Below are 18,204 nucleotides of genomic sequence, written 5' to 3' on the forward strand. Positions count from 1 at the left end.
GGGGCGGAGACGGCGAACGTGGCGAACAGGAGGCCCCGACTCGGGCGTTCGCTCGGCAGGGCCCGCTCCCTCGGCATCGCCGTGATCGGCGTACTGCTCGCCACCGGCATCGTCGTCTTCGTCGGCGGCGCGGCCCCACCCCCGCCCACTACCCGGCCGCTGCTCCTCGGCGGCGTCATATCCGGCCCCGACGGGCCGATCGCACTGCCCACCGACGCGCCGCGCGCCGCGCCTACCGAGGCCGACGGCGCCTGGCTCGCCCGGGGCACCGTCCCCGGGGCGACGCCGCGCGACCGCGAGATGGCCGAGCGCGCACTGCTCGACATGCGTGTCCTGACCCAGCCCGACGGGTCGGTCGCCGCCGCCTGGTACGGCATCTGGAAGTACGTCTGGCCGCGCGACGCCGCGTGGGTCGCGGCGGCCTACACCGCCACCGGGCACGGCCGCGAAGCGCTCGACGTACTGCGCCGACTGGCCACGCTGCAACGCCCCGACGGCACCTGGGAGGCGCGCTATCGGCTGGACGGCGGCCCCGTCGGGGACAAGCGCGCCGCCCAGTTGGACGGCAACGGCTGGGTGCCGTGGGCGGTCTGGTTCTGGTACGTCCACCAGGACCCGAAGGCCCCCGAGACGACCGCCGCGCTCGCCGAGCTGTGGCCCATGGTGCGCGCGGCCGGCGACGCGGTGACCGGGCGGCTGCGGCCGAACGGGCTGCCGCCACGCGGCCCGGACTACTGGGAGACCCGGACCGACCAGGTCACCCTGGGCACCGCCGCGCCGCTGTCGGCCGGGTTGCGGGCGGCCGTCGACCTGGCCCGCCGGACCGACCCGGTCGCGGCCGAACGCTGGGCCGCACCCTCACAACGGCTCGACCGCGCGATCCGGGACACCTTCGGTCGGCACGACTACCCGCGCACGGCCTCGGCCAAGGGCGGCGCTGACACGGCGGTGACGTGGCTGGGCCCGCCGTTCGCGCCGGCCGACGCCGGGGTCGCGAGCGCGGTTCGCGGCGCCGCCCAACGGCTGACGCTGCCCAACGGCGGCATCCTGCCGGGCGAGCACTGGGCCGGCGACCCGACGGCGGCGTGGACCCCGGAGACCGCGTCGTTCGCGCTGTTCAGCGCGGCGAGCGGGGACCGGGCCGGCGCGCGGCAGCGGCTCGACTGGCTGGCCGACCACCGCACCGCGGCCGGCTCCCTTCCCGAGAAGGTCTCCGCCGACGGCAAACCCGCCTCGGTGGCCCCCCTGGCCTGGACGTCGGCCGGCGTACTGCTGACCCTGACCGCCCTGGACCGCCCGCTGCCGATCCCCTGACGGGAGCGGGCGGGACGGCGGGCGGCGGGGTGCCAAGGCAGCGCGCCGACCCGACCGGCCGGCCCGTCGTACCGGCCGGTCGTGCCGCGCGCGGTCGAGCGTCAGGACTCCGCGTCCTCCGTGACCTTCGCGGCCAACTGCGGGGGCATCGGGTCGTGGCGGCAGTAGGTGCGGGCGAACTGGCCCGTGCCGTGGCTGATCGAGCGCAGGTCGATCGCGTAGCGGCTGATCTCGATCTCCGGGACCTCGGCCCGGATCAGGGTGCGGCCCGAGCCGATCGGCTCGGTGCCCACGACTCGGCCGCGACGCGAGCTGAGGTCGCTGAGCACGCCGCCCACGTACTCGTCGGAGACGGTGACCCGCACCTCGGAGACCGGCTCCAGCAGGTGAATCCGGGTGCTCGCGGCGGCCTCGCGCAGCGCGAGCGCGCCCGCCATCTGGAAGGCCATGTCGGAGGAGTCGACCGAGTGCGCCTTGCCGTCGGTCAGCGTCACCCGCAGATCCACCATCGGATAGCCGGCCGCGACGCCCTTGTCCATCTGCGCGCGCACGCCCTTCTCCACCGACGGGATGAAGTTGCGCGGCACCGAGCCGCCGAAGACCTTGTCCACGAACTCGAACCCGCTCCCGCCCGGCAGCGGCTCCACGTCGATCTCGCAGATCGCGAACTGCCCGTGCCCGCCGGACTGTTTCACGTGTCGACCGCGCCCGCTCGCCTTCTCCGCGAACGTCTCGCGCAGCGACACCCGGTGCGCCACCGCGTCCACCGCGACCCCGTAGCGGCTGCGCAGCCGGTCGAGCAGCACCTCGACGTGCGCCTCGCCCATGCACCACAGGACCAGCTGGTGGGTGTCGGTGTTGTGCTCCAGGCGCAGCGTCGGGTCCTCGGCGACCAGGCGGGCCAGCGACTGGGAGAGCTTGTCCTCGTCGGCCTTGCTGTGCGCGCGGATGGCGACCGGCAGCAGCGGGTCGGGCATCATCCACGGCTCCATCAGCAGCGGATCGTCCTTGTCCGAGATGGTGTCGCCGGTCTCGGCCCGGGTCAGCTTGGCGATCGCGACGATGTCGCCGGCGATGCCCCGGTTCAACGAGCGCTGCTGCTTGCCCAGCGGCACGGACATGGCGCCGATGCGCTCGTCCAGGTCGTGGTCCTCGTGGCCGCGATCGGCCATCCCGTGTCCGGACACGTGCACCGTCATGTCCGGGCGCAGCGTGCCGGAGAAGACCCGGACCAGCGAGATGCGGCCCACGTACGGGTCGGAGGTCGTCTTGATCACCTCGGCCGCAAGCGGGCCCTCCGGGTCGCAGGTCAGCGGGTCGCGCGGCTTGCCGTCGGGCGTGGTGACCGGCAGGACCTCGTGCTCGGGCGGTGCGGGACAGGCCCGGATGATGCCCTCGAGCAGCTCGATGGTGCCCAGCCCGTCCGGCGCGACCGCGAGCACCGGATAGAACGAGCCGCGGGCGACCGCCGTCTCCAGGTCGCCGATCAGCGTGTCCACATCGATCCGCTCGCCGGAGAGGTAGCGGTCCATCAGGGACTCGTCCTCGCTCTCCGCGATGATGCCCTCGATCAACCGGTTGCGGGCGTCCTCGATCAGCGGCAGGTGTTCCGGATCGGGGTCCAGGCTCTGCCGGGTGCCGGAGGAGTAGTCGTAGACGCGCTGGGTGAGCAGGCCCATCAGACCGGCCACACTCTCGTCCTCGCCGTGCAGCGGCAGGTAGAGCGGCAGCACGGTGTCCGAGTCGGGGTCGCCGAACACGCGCTGGCAGATCAGCACCATCTCGTCGAAGTCGGCGCGGGCCTGGTCGAGCTTGGTGATCACGATCGCGCGCGGCATGCCGATCGAGGCGCACTCGTCCCAGATCATCCGGGTCGAGCCGTCCACACCGTCGGCGGCCGAGACCACGAACAGCGCCGCGTCCGCGGCGCGCAGACCGGCCCGCAGATCGCCGACGAAGTCCGCGTAGCCCGGGGTGTCGAGCAGGTTGATCTTGACACCCTCGTACTCGACGGGGCACAGCGACAACGCCACCGACCGGTGCTGGCGGTGTTCGATGTCCTCGTAGTCCGAGACGGTCGTCCCATCCTCGACGCGACCGGCCCGGGGAATCGTCCCGGTCGCCACGAGCAGGGACTCCACCAACGTCGTCTTGCCCGCCCCCGTGTGGCCCACCAGCACCACGTTGCGTACCGCGTTCGGGCCCGCGGGTGCGGTTACCCTGCCGACGGTTCCGGCGCTAGCTCCGGATTTATCCGCCATGTGCCACCTCCTGGTTGTCCATCTGGTGCGGTCGTCGCAGACGTCCCGGACGCGCAGGTGCAAAGTCGGTCGTCGGTACGCCAACGTCCGCAAATCGATTCCTGAACGGCAGCATTGCCCCGACGCCGGACCGAGTACAAGTGTCCTCGCCGTACGCGCCCTTCTCCAACGCGGCACGCCCGGGTGGGGCACGCCCGGACGACGGGGGGCTCGGGACGTGCGACCGCGTCAGTACGATGGGCGCACCAGGCGGGTCGAGTCCCTCGGATCCCCCGCCGCCCCGGCAATCCTTCGGGAAGGCGATGCTCAACAAATACGCTCGTGCCTTCTTCACGCGTGTGCTCACCCCGTTCGCGAGTTTCCTGCTGCGCCACAACGTGCGTCCGGACACGGTGACGCTGATCGGCACCCTCGGGGTGGTCGTCGCGGCGCTGGTGTTCTTCCCGATCGGCTGGTTCCTCACCGGCACGCTCGTCATCACCGCGTTCATCTTCTCCGACCTGGTCGACGGCAACATGGCGCGCCAGTTGGGGCGCTCGACCAAGTGGGGGGCGTTCCTCGACTCCACGCTCGACCGGGTCGCGGACGCCGCGATCTTCGGCGCGCTGGCGATCTGGTTCGCGGGCGACGGCGACAACCTGCGGATGTCGATCCTGGCCATCGTCTGCCTCGGCTCCGGCCAGGTGGTGTCGTACTGCAAGGCCCGCGCCGAGAGCCTGGGCCTGGCGTGCGATGTGTCCGGAGTGATCGAGCGGGCCGAACGGCTGGTCATCTCGCTGGTGGCGACCGGCCTCGACGGGCTCGGTGTGCCGTACATCCAGGAGGCGGCGCTCTGGTTCATCGCCGTGGGCAGCGTGATCACCGTCTTCCAGCGGATGATCGCGGTGCATCGTTCGGCGTCCGCGATCGACAACGCGCTGCCCGGAGGTGACAAGGCATGACCGAGGTCGGGCAGCGACTGGCCGACACCGGGTACGCCCTGGGCTGGTCCGTGGTCAAGCGGCTGCCCGAACCGGTCGCCACCGCGATCTTCCGTCGCATCGCCGACGTCGCGTGGCGCAGGCGCGGCGGCGGAGTGCGGCAACTCGAGGCCAACCTGCGCCGCGTGCTCGGGCCCGACGCCACACCAGAGCGCGTTCGCGAGGTCTCGCGCGAGGGCATGCGGTCCTACCTGCGCTACTACCAGGAGGCGTTCCGCCTGCCGGTATGGGACCAGGAGACGGTGCTGTCCCGCATGGAGTGCGACGTCACGCTGCTCGACAAGTGCAGCGCGCGCGGCAAGGGCGTCATCTTCGCGCTCCCGCACATGGGCAACTGGGACCACGCCGGCGCCTGGATCACGCTCAAGGGCTACCCGTTCACCACCGTCGCCGAGCGGCTGCGGCCCGAGTCGCTCTACCAGCGCTTCGTGGCCTATCGCGAGTCGCTGGGCATGGAGGTGCTGCCGCTGACCGGCGGCGACGGCAATACGTTCGGCACGCTGGCGCGCCGGCTGCGCGAGGGCCGGTTGTTGTGCCTGCTGTCCGACCGCGACCTGACCGCCGCCGGGGTGCCGGTGACGTTCTTCGGCGAGCCGACCCGGATGGCGGCGGGGCCCGCCGCGCTGGCCGTCCAGACCGGCGCGGCGCTGATCCCGGTCACCCTCCCGTGGGACGGCAAGGTCATCCGCGGCACGCTGCACCCGGAGATCGAGGTGCCGGCCGAGGGCACCCGCCGGGAGAAGATCGCGGTGATGACGCAGCAGGTCGCCGACGCCTACGCGCGGGCGATCGCGCGCGACCCGCAGGACTGGCACATGCTTCAGCCGCTGTGGCTCGCCGACCTGGACCGACGCCGGCTCGCCCGGATCGAGGGGGCCAAGTGAGGATCGGCGTCGTCTGCCCCTACTCGTGGGACGTGCCGGGCGGTGTCCAGTACCACGTGCGGGACCTGGCGGCGAACCTGATCGCCCGGGGCCACGAGGTCTCGGTCCTGGCGCCGGCCGACGACGACACCCCGCTGCCGGACTACGTGGTGCCGGCCGGGCGGGCCGTGCCGGTGCGCTACAACGGTTCGGTGGCCCGGCTCAACTTCGGGTTCCTGTCCGCCGCGCGGGTACGGCGGTGGATCCACGACGGGCACTTCGACGTGCTGCACATCCACGAACCGGCCACCCCCAGCCTGTCGTTGCTCGCGTGCTGGGCGGCGTCCGGGCCGGTGGTGGCCACATTCCACACCTCCAACGCCCGCTCGCGCGCGATGATCGCGGCCTACCCGATCCTGCAACCCGCGCTGGAGAAGATCAGCGCGCGGATCGCGGTCAGCGAGTACGCGCGCCGCACGCTGGTCGAACACCTGGGCGGCGACGCGGTGGTGATCCCGAACGGGGTCGATGTCGGCTTCTTCGCCGACGCGCCCGTCGAGCCCGCGTGGCAGGGCACGCCCGAGGCGCCCACCATCGGCTTCATCGGGCGAATCGACGAGTCGCGCAAGGGACTTCCCACCCTGATCGAGGCGTTCCCCAGGATCGTCGAGGCGTTTCCCGGCGTGCGGCTGCTGGTCGCGGGGCGCGGCGACGCGGAGGAGGCCGTGGAGGATCTGCCGGAGGCGCTGCGCGGGCAGGTCACCTTCCTCGGCATGGTCAGCGACCTGGACAAGGCGCGGCTGTTGCGCAGCGTCGATGTGTACGTGGCGCCGAACACCGGCGGCGAGAGCTTCGGGATCATCCTGGTCGAGGCGATGTCGGCGGCGGCGCCCGTGCTGGCGAGCGACCTGGACGCGTTTCGCCAGGTGCTGGACGGCGGGCGGGCGGGGGAGTTGTTCGCGGTGGAGGACGCCGAGGCGCTCGCCGCCGCCGCGGTGGGCCTGTTGCGGGATCCGGCGCGACGCGACGAGTTGCGCGAGATCGGGCGCAAGCACGTGCGGCGCTACGACTGGGAGACCGTCGGCACGGACATCCTCGGCGTCTACGAAACCGTCACCGCCGGAGCACCCGCGGCGTAGTAAGCGCCCCCGGCGGCGCGTACTAGGGTCGCCGGGTGATGACTGTCATCTGGATCTTGATCGCCGTGCTCGCGGTCGGGGTGTACCTGAGTTGGACCGCCGGGCGGCTCGATCGGCTGCACGCGCGGGTGGACTCCAGTCGGGCGGCCTTGGACGCGCAGTTGTTGCGGCGCTCGGCCGTGGCGCAGGAGATCGCCACCTCGGGGCTTTTGGATCCGGCGTCCTCGCTCGTGCTGGCCGGCGCCGCGCACGAGGCGCGCAACGCCGCCGAGGAGGAGCGTGAGGTCGCCGAAAGCGATCTGACCCGGGCGCTGCGGTTCCTGTTCGAGGACCCGGCCCAGGCGGACGACCTCCGGGCCCGACCCGGCGGCGAGGAACTGGTCGCGGAACTGCAGACCGCGGTGCGCCGCGTGCCGATGGCGCGGCGATTCCACAACGACGCGGTGCGCGGTGCGCGGGCGGTGCGCCGGCACCGATTGGTGCGCTACCTGCGGCTGGCCGGCCACGCCCCGTACCCCGTCACCTTCGAGATGGACGACGAGGAACCCCGCACATTGCAGCCCGGTGGGTCCTGACAGGAGCCACGTGCAGGCCACCATGGACAGATTGGCCCGGGTAATTCGCCGGGGTGGCATGACATTAGGATCCACATCACCCGTACGATGGAGCCAACCGTCGTCGATCGCATCTGTGTGAGGTCATCCGTGTCCACCACCCCCGCAACCCCCCAGACCGGCACCGACCTGGTCAAGCGCGGCATGGCCGAGCAGCTCAAGGGCGGCGTGATCATGGACGTCGTCAACGCCGAGCAGGCGAAGATCGCCGAGGACGCGGGCGCGGTCGCCGTCATGGCGCTCGAGCGCGTGCCGGCCGACATCCGCAAGGACGGCGGCGTCGCGCGCATGTCCGACCCCGACATGATCGACGGCATCATCGGCGCCGTGTCCATCCCCGTGATGGCCAAGGCCCGCATCGGCCACTTCGCCGAGGCCCAGGTGCTCCAGTCGCTCGGCGTGGACTACATCGACGAGTCCGAGGTGCTCACCCCGGCCGACGAGTCGAACCACATCAACAAGTGGCGCTTCACCACCCCCTTCGTGTGCGGCGCGACCAACCTCGGCGAGGCGCTGCGCCGGATCACCGAGGGCGCGGCGATGATCCGCTCCAAGGGCGAGGCCGGCACCGGCAACGTGGTCGAGGCCACCCGCCACATGCGCACCATCCTCAAGGACATCAAGGCGCTCTCGGTCCTCGACGAGGACGAGCTGTTCGTCGCCGCGAAGAACCTCCAGGCGCCGTACGCGCTGGTCAAGGAGGTCGCCGAGGCCGGCAAGCTGCCGGTGGTGCTGTTCACCGCGGGCGGCATCGCCACCCCCGCCGACGCGTCGATGATGATGCAGCTCGGCGCCGAGGGCGTGTTCGTCGGCTCCGGCATCTTCAAGTCGGGCGACCCGGCCAAGCGCGCCAAGGCGATCGTGGACGCCACCCTGCACTTCGACGACCCGGACGTGATCGCCAAGGTCTCGCGCGGTCTGGGCGAGGCGATGGTCGGCATCAACATCGACACCCTCCCCGCCGAGCAGCGCTACGCCGGCCGCGGCTGGTAGTCCCGCAGCACTTCGCACATGCCGTGGGCCGGGCCCGAACGCGATCCGCGTTCGGGCCCGGCTCGGTACCTACGACCGGACGAGGTTGACGTGTCCACCACTCCCATCATCGGTGTCCTCGCCCTCCAGGGTGACGTGCGCGAACACGCCATCGCGCTGGCCGAACTCGACGCGATCGCGCGCCCGGTGCGCAAGGTCGAGGAGTTCGCCGACCTCGACGCGCTCGTCATACCCGGTGGCGAGTCGACCACGATGTCCAAGCTCGCGGTCTCCTTCGGCCTGTTCCCGACACTGCGCGCGCGAGTCGCCGAGGGCATGCCGGTCTACGGCTCGTGCGCGGGCATGATCATGCTCGCGGACAAGATCCTGGACGGCCGCGAGGACCAGGAGACGGTCGGCGGGATCGACATGATCGTGCGGCGCAACGCGTTCGGGCGCCAGAACGACTCGTTCGAGGCCGACGTCCCGTTCGCCGGCCTCGACGGCGACGACCCCATCCACGGCGTGTTCATCCGGGCCCCGTGGGTCGAGTCGGTCGGCGCCGAGGTCGAGGTGCTGGCCCGGCTGAGCGCCGAGCCGTACGGCGACCGGATCGTGGCCGTTCGCCAGGGCAACCTGCTCGCCACGTCCTTCCACCCCGAGCTCACCCCCGACCGGCGCGTGCACGCGTACTTCGTCGACATGGTCCGTGCCACGCTCTGAGTCCGCGCGCCGGTAGGATCTTCCAGCCTGTACAGGTCCGTGCAGCGCACCCGCGACCCGAAGGAGTAGAGGCGGATGTCCGGCCACTCGAAGTGGGCGACCACCAAGCACAAAAAGGCCGTCATCGACGCCAGGCGCGGAAAGCTCTTCGCCAAGCTGATCAAGAACGTCGAGGTGGCGGCCCGCACCGGCGGCGGTGACGTCGCCGGCAACCCGACGCTCTACGACGCCATTCAGAAGGCCAAGAAGTCCTCGGTCCCGAACGACAACATCGACCGCGCGGTCAAGCGCGGCTCCGGTGCGGAGGCCGGCGGCGCCGATTACCAGTCGATCACGTACGAGGGGTACGGACCGAACGGTGTCGCGGTGCTGATCGAGTGCCTGACCGACAACCGCAACCGCGCGGCGTCCGACGTGCGGGTCGCGATGACGCGCAACGGCGGCTCGATGGCCGACCCGGGGTCGGTGTCGTACATGTTCACCCGCAAGGGCGTCGTGATCGTGCCGAAGAACGGCCTGAGCGAGGACGACATCCTGGGCGCGGTGCTCGATGCCGGCGCCGAGGAGGTCAACGACCTGGGCGAGACCTACGAGGTGGTCAGCGAGGCCACCGACATGGTCGCCGTGCGCACCGCGCTCGTCGACGCCGGGATCGACTACGACTCGGCCGACGCCAACTTCCTGCCCAGCGTCTCGGTCGAGCTGGACGAGGACGGCGCGCGCAAGATCTTCCGGCTGATCGAGGCCCTGGAGGACAGCGACGACGTCCAGGAGGTCTGGGCGAACTTCGACGTGCCGGACGAGGTCCTGGAGAATCTGAACGCCGAGTAGGGGCGGTGGCGCCGGTCGTACGGCCGGCGGGGATCGCAACGACGTGCCGGACGAGGTCATGGCGAGGATCGACGAGTAGTCGGATTTTCCCGAACGTGCGTGGGGCCGACGGCGGTTGCCGTCGGCCCCACGCACGTTCGGGCGCGACCGCCGGCTACGGGTTGGTGTTTATCACGTACAGCAAAAAGCCCACGTACCACCCGGAGAACGCCGCCCCGGCCACCAGGATCGAGATCACCACCCCGCGCGGCCACTTGACCATCAGGCGGGCCAGCGGCAGCAGGATGGTGAAGGCCGGCAGCATGAAGCGCGGCTTGGAGTGGAAGAACCAGCCGTTGCTCGTGGTCAGCGCCAGGAACATCACCACGGCGCCGTAGACGTGCACCGACAGCGGGATCCGGCGGTCGCGGAACGACCAGATCATCAGCGCCACCGACAGGATGATCACGAACGTGCAGACCACGTAGATCGGTCGGCCCAGGTGGGTGAGGTACTTGTTCATCCACTGGACGGTGCTTATGCCCGCGTCGAACCGCAGGTTGAACGCCTTGTCCTGGATCCACATCCACCCGTCGGGGCGCCCGGCCAGCCAGCCCACCCACGCGATGAAGCCCACGCAGGCCAGCGGCGAGATCAGCGTGGCCAGCACCGGGCGCCGTGCCTCGGGCGCCAACAGGCCCACCCGCGCGCCGTCCTCCCGCCGCCGCAGCACGATCGCGAGCGCCGTCACCCCCAGCGCCGCGACCAGCGCGAACGCGGTGTTGCGGGTCAGCCCCGCGAACAGGCACAACACACAGGCCAGGGTCCACTGCCGGCGCACCACCGCCAGCAGGCCCCACGAGGCGAACGCCACGAACAGCGCCTCGGAATAGACCATGGTGAGCACCATCGACCCCGGCGCCACCCCCCAGAGCAACGCGAACAAGGTGGCCACCCGGTGGCTGCCGGTCAGTTCGCGCCCGAGCGCGTACAACCCCCACGCGGCCACCACGCCGGCGACCCCGGTGACCACCATCCCGGCGTTGAGCGCGGACAGCCCGGTCAGGTCGCAGACCAGGCGCATCGCCCAGGGATAGCCGGGGAAGAACTCGACGTTGGTCCAGTACGGCTTGCCGGTCGGGGAGACCGGGATCTTGTCCACGTAGCCGAAGTCGGCGATGTCGCGGAACCACGCACCGTCCCAGGAACCGAGCTTCGACCAGAACGGCTTGCCCGTCGCCAGCGCCATCAGGGCGAGCACCACGAGGTTGATCGCGCGCGCGATCAGATACCCGAACACCGCGGTGCGGGCCGGGCGGAAGGACGCCCGCGCACGGCCGAGCACTTCGGCGCCGCCGAGTCGCACACGCTCGGCGAAGCCGTCCGCGAACACGGTGTCGGGCGCCGCCGGCATCCTGGTCGCACCCTTCTCGGCGGCCGGCGGGGTCACCACGACCGGCATGGACGGCGACGGCATGAAAACCTTCCGGGCGGCGAGCGGGGAGCAGTCTGCAAGCGACCCTAGCGCTGCCCGTGCGGGCTCCCCGTCGGCGACCGGGCCGCTTGGGGAACGATCGTCACAGGGCTGTCATCGGGGCGTTATCGACCGGGACAAGCCTACGTGTCGCTCGAACGAGTGATCACGGAGTGGCGATACCGAGGGGATCGGCGCGGCTGCACTAGGGTTTCCTCGGGCGAACACGTGTTCGTATCGGGTGTCGGTCGCCGCGGCGCGACCGGCACCGACGCGGCAACCACACGGGAACGCCGCGAACGCGACGCGAGTACGACACGAGAGGGGCGCGGCATGCGGGTCTTGGGGGTCGACCCCGGTCTGACCCGATGCGGCGTGGGGGTCGTCGACGGCGCGGTGGGCAAACCGCTGCGGATGATCGAGGCCGGTGTCGTGCGCACACCCGCCGATGCCACGATCGACGCCCGGCTCCTGGGTATCGAGCAGGGCATCGACGAGTGGCTGGAGCGGCACCGCCCGGACTGTGTCGCGGTCGAGCGGGTGTTCAGTCAGCACAACGTGAGCACCGTGATGGGCACCGCGCAGGCCTCCGCCGTGGCCATCGTGTGCGCCGCGCGGCGCGGATTGCCGGTCACGCTGCACACGCCCAGCGAGGTCAAGGCCGCGGTGACCGGCAGCGGGCGCGCCGACAAGGCCCAGATCGGCGCCATGGTGACGCGTATCCTGCGCCTGGACGGTCCGCCGAAACCGGCCGACGCCGCCGACGCGGTGGCGTTGGCGATCTGCCACATCTGGCGCGGCGGCGCCTCCGACCGGCTCGCGGCGGCGGTCGCCGCGGCCCGCACCCCGGCCGGCCGGCTCCCGCGCGGCACCCGCCGTTGACCGGGGCCGCCCCGGCCGTACCGCCCCACCTCACCAACCACGCAGGAGCACTCGGGTGATCGCGTTCGTCTCCGGAACGGTGGCCGGCATCGGCCCCGACACCGCCGTCGTCGAGGTCGGCGGGGTCGGGCTGGCCGTGCAGTGCACGCCCACCACGCTCGCCGGCCTGCGGGTCGGCACACCCGCCCGACTGGCCACGTCGCTGGTGGTCCGGGAGGACTCGCTCACCCTGTTCGGCTTCGCCGACGACGACGAGAAGCGCACGTTCGAGGTACTGCAGACCGCCAACGGGGTGGGCCCGAAGCTGGCCCTCGCGATGATCGCCGTGTACAGCCCCGACGCGCTGCGCGCCGCGGTCGCCGCCAAGGACGCCAAGGCGCTGACCGCCGTGCCCGGGATCGGCCCCAAGGGCGCGCAGAAGCTGCTCCTGGACCTGAAGGACAAGCTCGGCGCGCCCACCGGCGCGGTCGGCGTCGGCAGCCCGGTGAGCGCGGGCTGGCGCGACCAGCTGCACGCCGCGCTGGTCGGCCTGGGCTACGCCGCCCGCGAGGCGGAGGAGGCGGTCGACGCGGTCGCCCCCGAGGCGGACGGCGCCGCGACCCCCGACATCGGCGCCCTGCTCAAATCGGCCCTGCGCGGCCTGAACCGCCGATGAACCCCGCCCGGCGAGCCGGCCACGACGCGGCACGCGCGGTGCCGGGGATGTCGCCGGCGTCCGGCAGGATGAACGCAGGCCGTACGACCACGACCCTGGGCGGAACACGATGACGCAGGACGGCGAACGCCTGGTGACCGCCGAGGCGGACGGCGAGGAGCAGGCCGTCGAGGCCGCGCTGCGCCCGAAGAACCTGGACGAGTTCATCGGCCAGGAGCGGGTGCGCGAGCAGTTGTCCCTGGTGCTGACCGCGGCGCTCGGCCGCGGCGCGACCGCGGACCACGTGCTGCTGTCCGGCCCGCCCGGGCTCGGCAAGACCACGCTGTCGATGATCATCGCGGCCGAGATGGGCGTACCGATCCGGATCACCTCGGGCCCGGCCATCCAGCACGCCGGCGACCTGGCCGCGATCCTGTCCTCGCTGTCCGAGGGCGAGGTGTTGTTCCTCGACGAGATCCACCGCATGTCGCGGCCCGCCGAGGAGATGTTGTACATGGCGATGGAGGACTTCCGGGTCGACATCATCGTCGGCAAGGGACCCGGGGCCACCGCCATCCCGCTGGACCTGCCGCCGTTCACCCTGGTGGGCGCGACCACCAGGGCCGGACTGCTGCCGCCGCCGCTGCGCGACCGGTTCGGCTTCACCGGACACATGGACTTCTACGCGCCCGCCGAACTCGAACGGGTGCTGAATCGTTCGGCAAGATTGCTCGACGTCGAGTTGTCCGCCGAGGGCGGGGCGGAGATCGCCGGCCGCTCGCGGGGCACGCCGCGGATCGCCAACCGGCTGCTGCGCCGGGTCCGCGACTACGCGCAGGTGCGGGCGAACGGCAAGGTCGACCGCGACATCGCGGCCCGCGCGCTCGACGTCTACGAGGTGGACGCACTGGGCCTGGACCGGCTGGACCGGGCCGTGCTCCAGGCCCTGACCACGTTGTTCGGCGGCGGTCCGGTGGGCCTGTCCACGCTGGCCGTGGCGGTGGGGGAGGAGACCGAGACGGTCGAGGAGGTCGCCGAACCGTTCCTGGTCCGCAGCGGTTTCCTGGCCCGCACGCCCCGCGGCCGGGTGGCCACCGCCAAGGCGTGGTCGCATCTGGGACTCAACCCCCCACAGGGGGCGCTGCCCAATCGGCACGGCGCACAACAGAGCGTGTTGTTCGACAACGGCGCCGTGACCGGTAAGGATGCAACCGAGTGAGGCCGCTGCGTGTCGGGAACGCACGCGGCCGGTAGTCGTTGTTCCTGTAGTAAGTACCCGTCTAGACTCCGCCGAGGCTGCCGCGCCGTGGCCGGCCGAGTGTCACCGTCCGGGCCGCCGCGCGGCCTTGGGAAGGAATCGTTTCAAGCCGTGGACCCGCTTACCCTCCTCCTGCCAGTAATCATCGTCGTGGTGTTCTACTTCCTGATCATCAAGCCCGGGAAGGCACGCCAGCGACAGGCCATGGAAACGCAGAACTCGCTGGTTCCGGGGGCCGAGGTCCGTACGATCGCGGGTCTGTACGCGACGGTCACCGAGGTCGAGGACGATTCCGTCATCCTTGAGGTGGCCCCCGACGTGCACTGCCGCTTCGTGAAGAGCGCCATCGCGGCGGTCCTGTCCTCCGGCGACGAGCCCGAGGACGACGACGCCGACGACGAGCACGACGACGCCGCCGAGGGCGGCGACGACGCCGTACGTCTGGACAAGAAGCCCGAGGTCGGCGAGGACGCCGACGCCGCGGACGGCAAGACCGTGGACGTGACCAAGGCCGAGGGCGCGAGCAAGGCGCCCGAGACCGGCGACCGGCTGCGCAAGGACGACAAGCAGGACTAGCTCGGCTCGTGGTGGCCGCGGTGGTCCCAGGGCCGCCGCGGAGCAATACAGTCATGTGACCGGGGGTGACACCCCGGATACGAGAGCGCCCGACCATCCGTCGGGCGCCGTGCCGTGCCGGCGACCGTGGGGCAATCCCGACGCGGCGGCATCGAGAGGGAGATTGGGCGAAGGTGGCAGCACCGAAATCGAGTTCCCGAGGGCACCCGGGACGGGTCCTTGCCTTCATCGGGGTCGTGATCGTGGCGTTGTACGCGATCATGTTCTCGACCGGGGACAAGACCCCACGTCTGGGCATCGACCTCGCGGGCGGCACGAGTGTCACGCTCACCGCAAAGGCCGACCAGGGCCGTAACGGCGCGGTCAACAAGACGAACATGCAGACCGCGGTGGAGATCATCCGCCAGCGCGTCAACGCGTTCGGTGTGTCCGAGGCGGAGGTGCAGACCGAGGGCGACAAGAACATCGTCATCAGCATCCCCAAGGGCAAGAACGAGAAGGAGACGGCGGAGCAGGTCGGTCAGACCGCGAAGCTGTTCTTCCGTCCCGTGCTCGAGGCGGGGCCGGTCGCTCCCCAGAGCGGGACCAAGCTGCCGCTGACCCCGCCGTCGACGCCGCCCGCGAGCGCGCCGCCGGCGAGCAACCCGCCCGCGGGTACGCCGCCGGCGGCCGAGTCGAACAAGCCGCAGGGTCGGGTGATCCCGAACCTGAAGGACGCGTCCGGTGCCCCGACGCCGCCGCCGACGACTCCGCCCGCGACCACTCCGCCCGCGACGCCTCCGGCGAACACCCCACCGGCCGGCGCCGACGCGAACGGCATCACGCCCGAGCTGCGCGCGAAGTACACCAATCTGGACTGCAACCTCCCGGAGAACCGGGGCCTGGGTACGGAGCCCATTCCGGAGGACAAGCCCACCGTGGCGTGCAGCCGCACCCAGGGCGAGAACGCTGAGAAGTACATCCTGGGCCCGGTGCTGATCCCCGGCACCGACGTGTCCTCGTCGAAGGCGCAGCTGCCGCAGAACGGTTCCGTCGGCGGCTGGGAAGTCGAGCTGAAGTTCAGCGACTCCGGCACCGGCAAGTTCACCAAGATCACCGGTGACCTGGCGCAGGGCAAGTACCCGACCAACCGCTTCGCGATCGACCTGGACGGTGTGGTCGTCTCCGCGCCGTCGGTGAAGTCGGAGATCCCCGGCGGCAGCGCGGTGATCTCGGGCGACTTCTCGCGCAGCTCGGCCAAGGACCTGGAGAACGTGCTCAAGTACGGCGCGCTCCCGCTGTCCTTCACCAAGAGCGACGTGACCACGGTGTCCGCCTCGCTCGGAGGCGACCAGCTTCGGGGCGGTCTGATCGCGGGTGCGATCGGCATCGTCCTGGTCATCCTGTACTCGCTGTTCTACTACCGCGGCCTCGGCCTGGTGAGCATCGCGAGTCTGGTGGTCTCGGCGGCCCTGACCTACGCCATCATGTGTCTGCTCGGCCGAAGCATCGGCTTCGCACTCAACCTGCCGGCGGTCTGCGGCGCGATCGCCGCGATCGGTATCACGGTGGACTCGTTCATCGTGTACTTCGAACGCATCCGGGACGAGATCCGTGAGGGTCGCACGTTGCGACCCGCCGTGGAGAAGGCGTGGCCTCGTGCCCGGCGCACCATCCTGGTGTCCGACGCGGTGTCGTTCCTGGCCGCCGCGGTGCTCTACGTTGTCTCGGTCGGCAAGGTCCAGGGCTTCGCGTTCACCCTCGGCCTGACCACGCTGCTCGACGTCGTGGTGGTGTTCCTGTTCACCAAGCCGCTCATGACGATCCTCGCCCGGCGCAGGTTCTTCGCGGACGGCCACAAGTGGTCCGGCCTCGACCCCGTCGCGCTCGGCGCCAATCAGCGCCAGTCGTACCGCGGTCGTCGCCCCCGTGGGCGCGCCGCCGGCGTGAAGGAGGCGTGATGAGTCGCTTCGGTGACATCAAGAACATCGGCGTCCGGCTGCACCACGGTGACGTCTCGTTCGACTTCGTCGGTCGCAAGAAGATCTGGTACTCGATCTCGGCGCTGATCCTGGTGCTCGCGGTCGGCGGCCTGCTCGGCCGCGGGCTGCACGAGGGCATCGAGTTCAAGGGCGGGTCCGTCTACACCATCCAGGACACCCCGGCCTCGCAGAGCGACGCGCGCAAGGCGGTGGAGCCGTTCACCGACGGCACCGAGGCCATAGTGCAAAAGCTCGGCAGCAGCGGCCTGCGGATCCAGCTCGCCGAGTCCGACGCGGACAAGACCAAGCAGATCGCGGCGGCCATCGCCAAGGATCTGAAGGTCGCGCCCGACAAGATCAACACGCAGGTGGTCGGTCCCAGCTGGGGCAAGGAGATCTCCAAGAAGGCCCTCCAGGGCCTGGTGATCTTCATGATCCTGGTGGTGATCTACCTCACCTTCGCCTTCGAGTGGCGTATGGCCGTGGCGGCGTTGGTCGCGCTCATCCACGACATCGTGATCACCATCGGCGTGTACGCCCTGGTGGGCTTCGAGGTGACGCCGGGCACGGTGATCGGTCTGCTGACGATTCTCGGTTACTCCCTGTACGACACGGTCGTGGTATTCGACACGGTCAAGGAGAACACCAAGAACATCACCAAGCAGACCAAGCGCACCTACAGCGAAGCGGCCAACGCGGGTCTGAACCAGACCCTGGTGCGCTCGATCAACACCACCGTGGTCGCCCTGCTTCCGGTCGCCTCGCTGCTGTTCGTCGGTGGCGGCTTGCTGGGCGCGGGCATGCTCAAGGACATCGCGCTGTCGCTGTTCGTGGGTCTGGCCGCCGGTGCGTTCTCGTCGATCTTCATCGCCACGCCGATACTGGCCGACCTCAAGGAGCGGTCGCCGGAGATGCGGCTGCTCGCGAAGAAGGTGGCCCAGCGTCGGGCGTCCGAGGCGAAGGCGGCCAAGGCCGCCGAGGCCGCGGGCATCCCCGCGGACCAGGCCGAGGGTCACCCGGACGTGGACGAGGAGACCGAGGCGGACGAGGACGAGACCGTACCCGCGCAGGGCGGTGCGCCTCGCGCCGGCGCCGCGCGCGGCCGGGCGCGCACCCGTCCCGGCGGCAAGAGGAAGCGCTGATGGCCACCGACCCCGACGAGCTGCGCAAGCTGCTCGACAGCCGGATCCGGGACGTGCCGGACTGGCCGAAGCCGGGCGTGGTGTTCAAGGACATCTCGCCGCTGCTCGCCGACCCGGTCGCGTTCGCGGCGCTGGTCGACGCGCTGGCCGAGCGCTGCGCCGGCCGGGTGGACAAGGTGGTGGGGATCGAGGCCCGCGGCTTCATCCTCGCCGCTCCGGTCGCCCTGCGGGCCCGGGCCGGCTTCGTGCCGGTGCGCAAGGCGGGCAAGCTGCCGTGCGCCACCTACGCGCAGTCCTACGAGCTGGAATACGGCTCGGCCACCCTCGAGGTGCACCAGGACGCGTTCGAGGCCGGTGACCGGGTGCTCGTGATCGACGACGTGCTCGCCACCGGCGGGACCGTCGAGGCCACGATCGACCTGATCCGGCGCGCCGGAGCCGAGGTGGTCGGGGTCGAGGTCCTGCTCGAACTCGGCTTCCTGGCCGGCCGGGCCCGGCTCGCGCCGGTGTTGCCGGACGGCGCGCTGGAGTCGTTCATCGTCGTGTGACACGCCGCCCGCGGCCGGTGTCCGGAGGCCGGAGGCGCCCCAGGTGGGGAGCC

The 18,204-nt window shown here is 71.1% G+C and carries 17 protein-coding genes; 15 read left to right on the forward strand and 2 right to left on the reverse strand.

What is annotated here, in order from left to right; translation table 11 throughout:
* Positions 1-18 precede the first annotated feature (18 nt).
* Complete coding sequence (locus ACMXN5_RS27350) at positions 19-1,314, forward strand: hypothetical protein (protein WP_439677450.1); 1,296 nt, start codon at positions 19-21, stop codon at positions 1,312-1,314.
* Between the two features lie 101 nt (positions 1,315-1,415).
* Here the strand turns inward: ACMXN5_RS27350 and ACMXN5_RS27355 are convergent, their stop codons facing one another.
* The gene (locus tag ACMXN5_RS27355; RefSeq protein WP_439677451.1) at positions 1,416-3,575 is read right to left on the reverse strand and encodes an elongation factor G-like protein EF-G2; all 2,160 of its coding nucleotides are present in this window, start codon (positions 3,573-3,575) and stop codon (positions 1,416-1,418) included.
* A gap of 236 nt (positions 3,576-3,811) precedes the next feature.
* Between ACMXN5_RS27355 and pgsA the strand changes: the two genes are divergently transcribed.
* The 7 genes from pgsA to ACMXN5_RS27390 all read left to right on the forward strand — a co-directional run bounded on the left by pgsA (position 3,812) and on the right by ACMXN5_RS27390 (position 9,697).
* Positions 3,812-4,516, forward strand: coding sequence for a phosphatidylinositol phosphate synthase (pgsA, locus tag ACMXN5_RS27360; protein WP_439677452.1), 705 nt, complete (start codon positions 3,812-3,814; stop codon positions 4,514-4,516).
* Positions 4,513-5,439, forward strand: a complete 927-nt coding sequence (locus ACMXN5_RS27365; RefSeq protein WP_439677453.1) for a phosphatidylinositol mannoside acyltransferase — start codon at positions 4,513-4,515, stop codon at positions 5,437-5,439. The genes pgsA and ACMXN5_RS27365 overlap by 4 nt, the downstream gene beginning before the upstream one ends.
* Positions 5,436-6,557: a glycosyltransferase family 4 protein gene (locus tag ACMXN5_RS27370; protein ID WP_439677454.1), complete on the forward strand. Its 1,122-nt coding sequence runs from the start codon at positions 5,436-5,438 to the stop codon at positions 6,555-6,557. Before ACMXN5_RS27365 ends, ACMXN5_RS27370 begins: the two co-directional genes overlap by 4 nt.
* A 38-nt stretch (positions 6,558-6,595) precedes the next feature.
* Positions 6,596-7,132 (forward strand): hypothetical protein, encoded by a 537-nt coding sequence (locus ACMXN5_RS27375; protein WP_380010413.1) that lies wholly within the window; start codon positions 6,596-6,598, stop codon positions 7,130-7,132.
* 87 nt (positions 7,133-7,219) lie between these two features.
* Positions 7,220-8,164 (forward strand): pyridoxal 5'-phosphate synthase lyase subunit PdxS, encoded by a 945-nt coding sequence (gene pdxS / locus ACMXN5_RS27380; protein WP_078974445.1) that lies wholly within the window; start codon positions 7,220-7,222, stop codon positions 8,162-8,164.
* Between the two features lie 90 nt (positions 8,165-8,254).
* Entirely contained in the window at positions 8,255-8,866 is a 612-nt protein-coding gene (pdxT, locus tag ACMXN5_RS27385) for a pyridoxal 5'-phosphate synthase glutaminase subunit PdxT (RefSeq protein ID WP_439677455.1), read from the forward strand.
* Between the two features lie 75 nt (positions 8,867-8,941).
* Positions 8,942-9,697 (forward strand): YebC/PmpR family DNA-binding transcriptional regulator, encoded by a 756-nt coding sequence (locus ACMXN5_RS27390; protein ID WP_439677456.1) that lies wholly within the window; start codon positions 8,942-8,944, stop codon positions 9,695-9,697.
* Between the two features lie 154 nt (positions 9,698-9,851).
* Here ACMXN5_RS27390 and ACMXN5_RS27395 read toward each other — a convergent pair whose 3' ends face one another.
* A complete protein-coding gene (locus ACMXN5_RS27395; protein ID WP_439677457.1) occupies positions 9,852-11,153 on the reverse strand; it encodes a mannosyltransferase family protein in 1,302 nt (433 codons plus the stop codon).
* A gap of 330 nt (positions 11,154-11,483) precedes the next feature.
* Between ACMXN5_RS27395 and ruvC the strand changes: the two genes are divergently transcribed.
* The 7 genes from ruvC to ACMXN5_RS27430 all read left to right on the forward strand — a co-directional run bounded on the left by ruvC (position 11,484) and on the right by ACMXN5_RS27430 (position 18,151).
* Entirely contained in the window at positions 11,484-12,032 is a 549-nt protein-coding gene (ruvC, locus tag ACMXN5_RS27400) for a crossover junction endodeoxyribonuclease RuvC (RefSeq protein ID WP_439677458.1), read from the forward strand.
* 55 nt (positions 12,033-12,087) lie between these two features.
* Positions 12,088-12,687, forward strand: a complete 600-nt coding sequence (ruvA, locus tag ACMXN5_RS27405) for a Holliday junction branch migration protein RuvA (protein ID WP_439677459.1) — start codon at positions 12,088-12,090, stop codon at positions 12,685-12,687.
* Between the two features lie 109 nt (positions 12,688-12,796).
* Positions 12,797-13,885, forward strand: coding sequence for a Holliday junction branch migration DNA helicase RuvB (ruvB, locus tag ACMXN5_RS27410; protein ID WP_439677460.1), 1,089 nt, complete (start codon positions 12,797-12,799; stop codon positions 13,883-13,885).
* A gap of 150 nt (positions 13,886-14,035) precedes the next feature.
* Positions 14,036-14,500 carry a preprotein translocase subunit YajC gene (yajC, locus tag ACMXN5_RS27415; protein ID WP_439677461.1) on the forward strand — a complete coding sequence of 155 codons (465 nt, stop codon included), beginning with the start codon at positions 14,036-14,038 and terminating at the stop codon, positions 14,498-14,500.
* 236 nt (positions 14,501-14,736) lie between these two features.
* Positions 14,737-16,440, forward strand: a complete 1,704-nt coding sequence (secD, locus tag ACMXN5_RS27420; protein ID WP_439677462.1) for a protein translocase subunit SecD — start codon at positions 14,737-14,739, stop codon at positions 16,438-16,440.
* The gene (gene secF / locus ACMXN5_RS27425; RefSeq protein WP_439677463.1) at positions 16,440-17,603 is read left to right on the forward strand and encodes a protein translocase subunit SecF; all 1,164 of its coding nucleotides are present in this window, start codon (positions 16,440-16,442) and stop codon (positions 17,601-17,603) included. The genes secD and secF overlap by 1 nt, the downstream gene beginning before the upstream one ends.
* A complete protein-coding gene (locus ACMXN5_RS27430) occupies positions 17,603-18,151 on the forward strand; it encodes an adenine phosphoribosyltransferase (RefSeq protein ID WP_395790996.1) in 549 nt (182 codons plus the stop codon). The genes secF and ACMXN5_RS27430 overlap by 1 nt, the downstream gene beginning before the upstream one ends.
* The last annotated feature ends 53 nt before the right edge of the window (positions 18,152-18,204 follow it).

Source organism: Embleya australiensis (assembly GCF_051903075.1).
Taxonomy (GTDB): domain Bacteria; phylum Actinomycetota; class Actinomycetes; order Streptomycetales; family Streptomycetaceae; genus Embleya.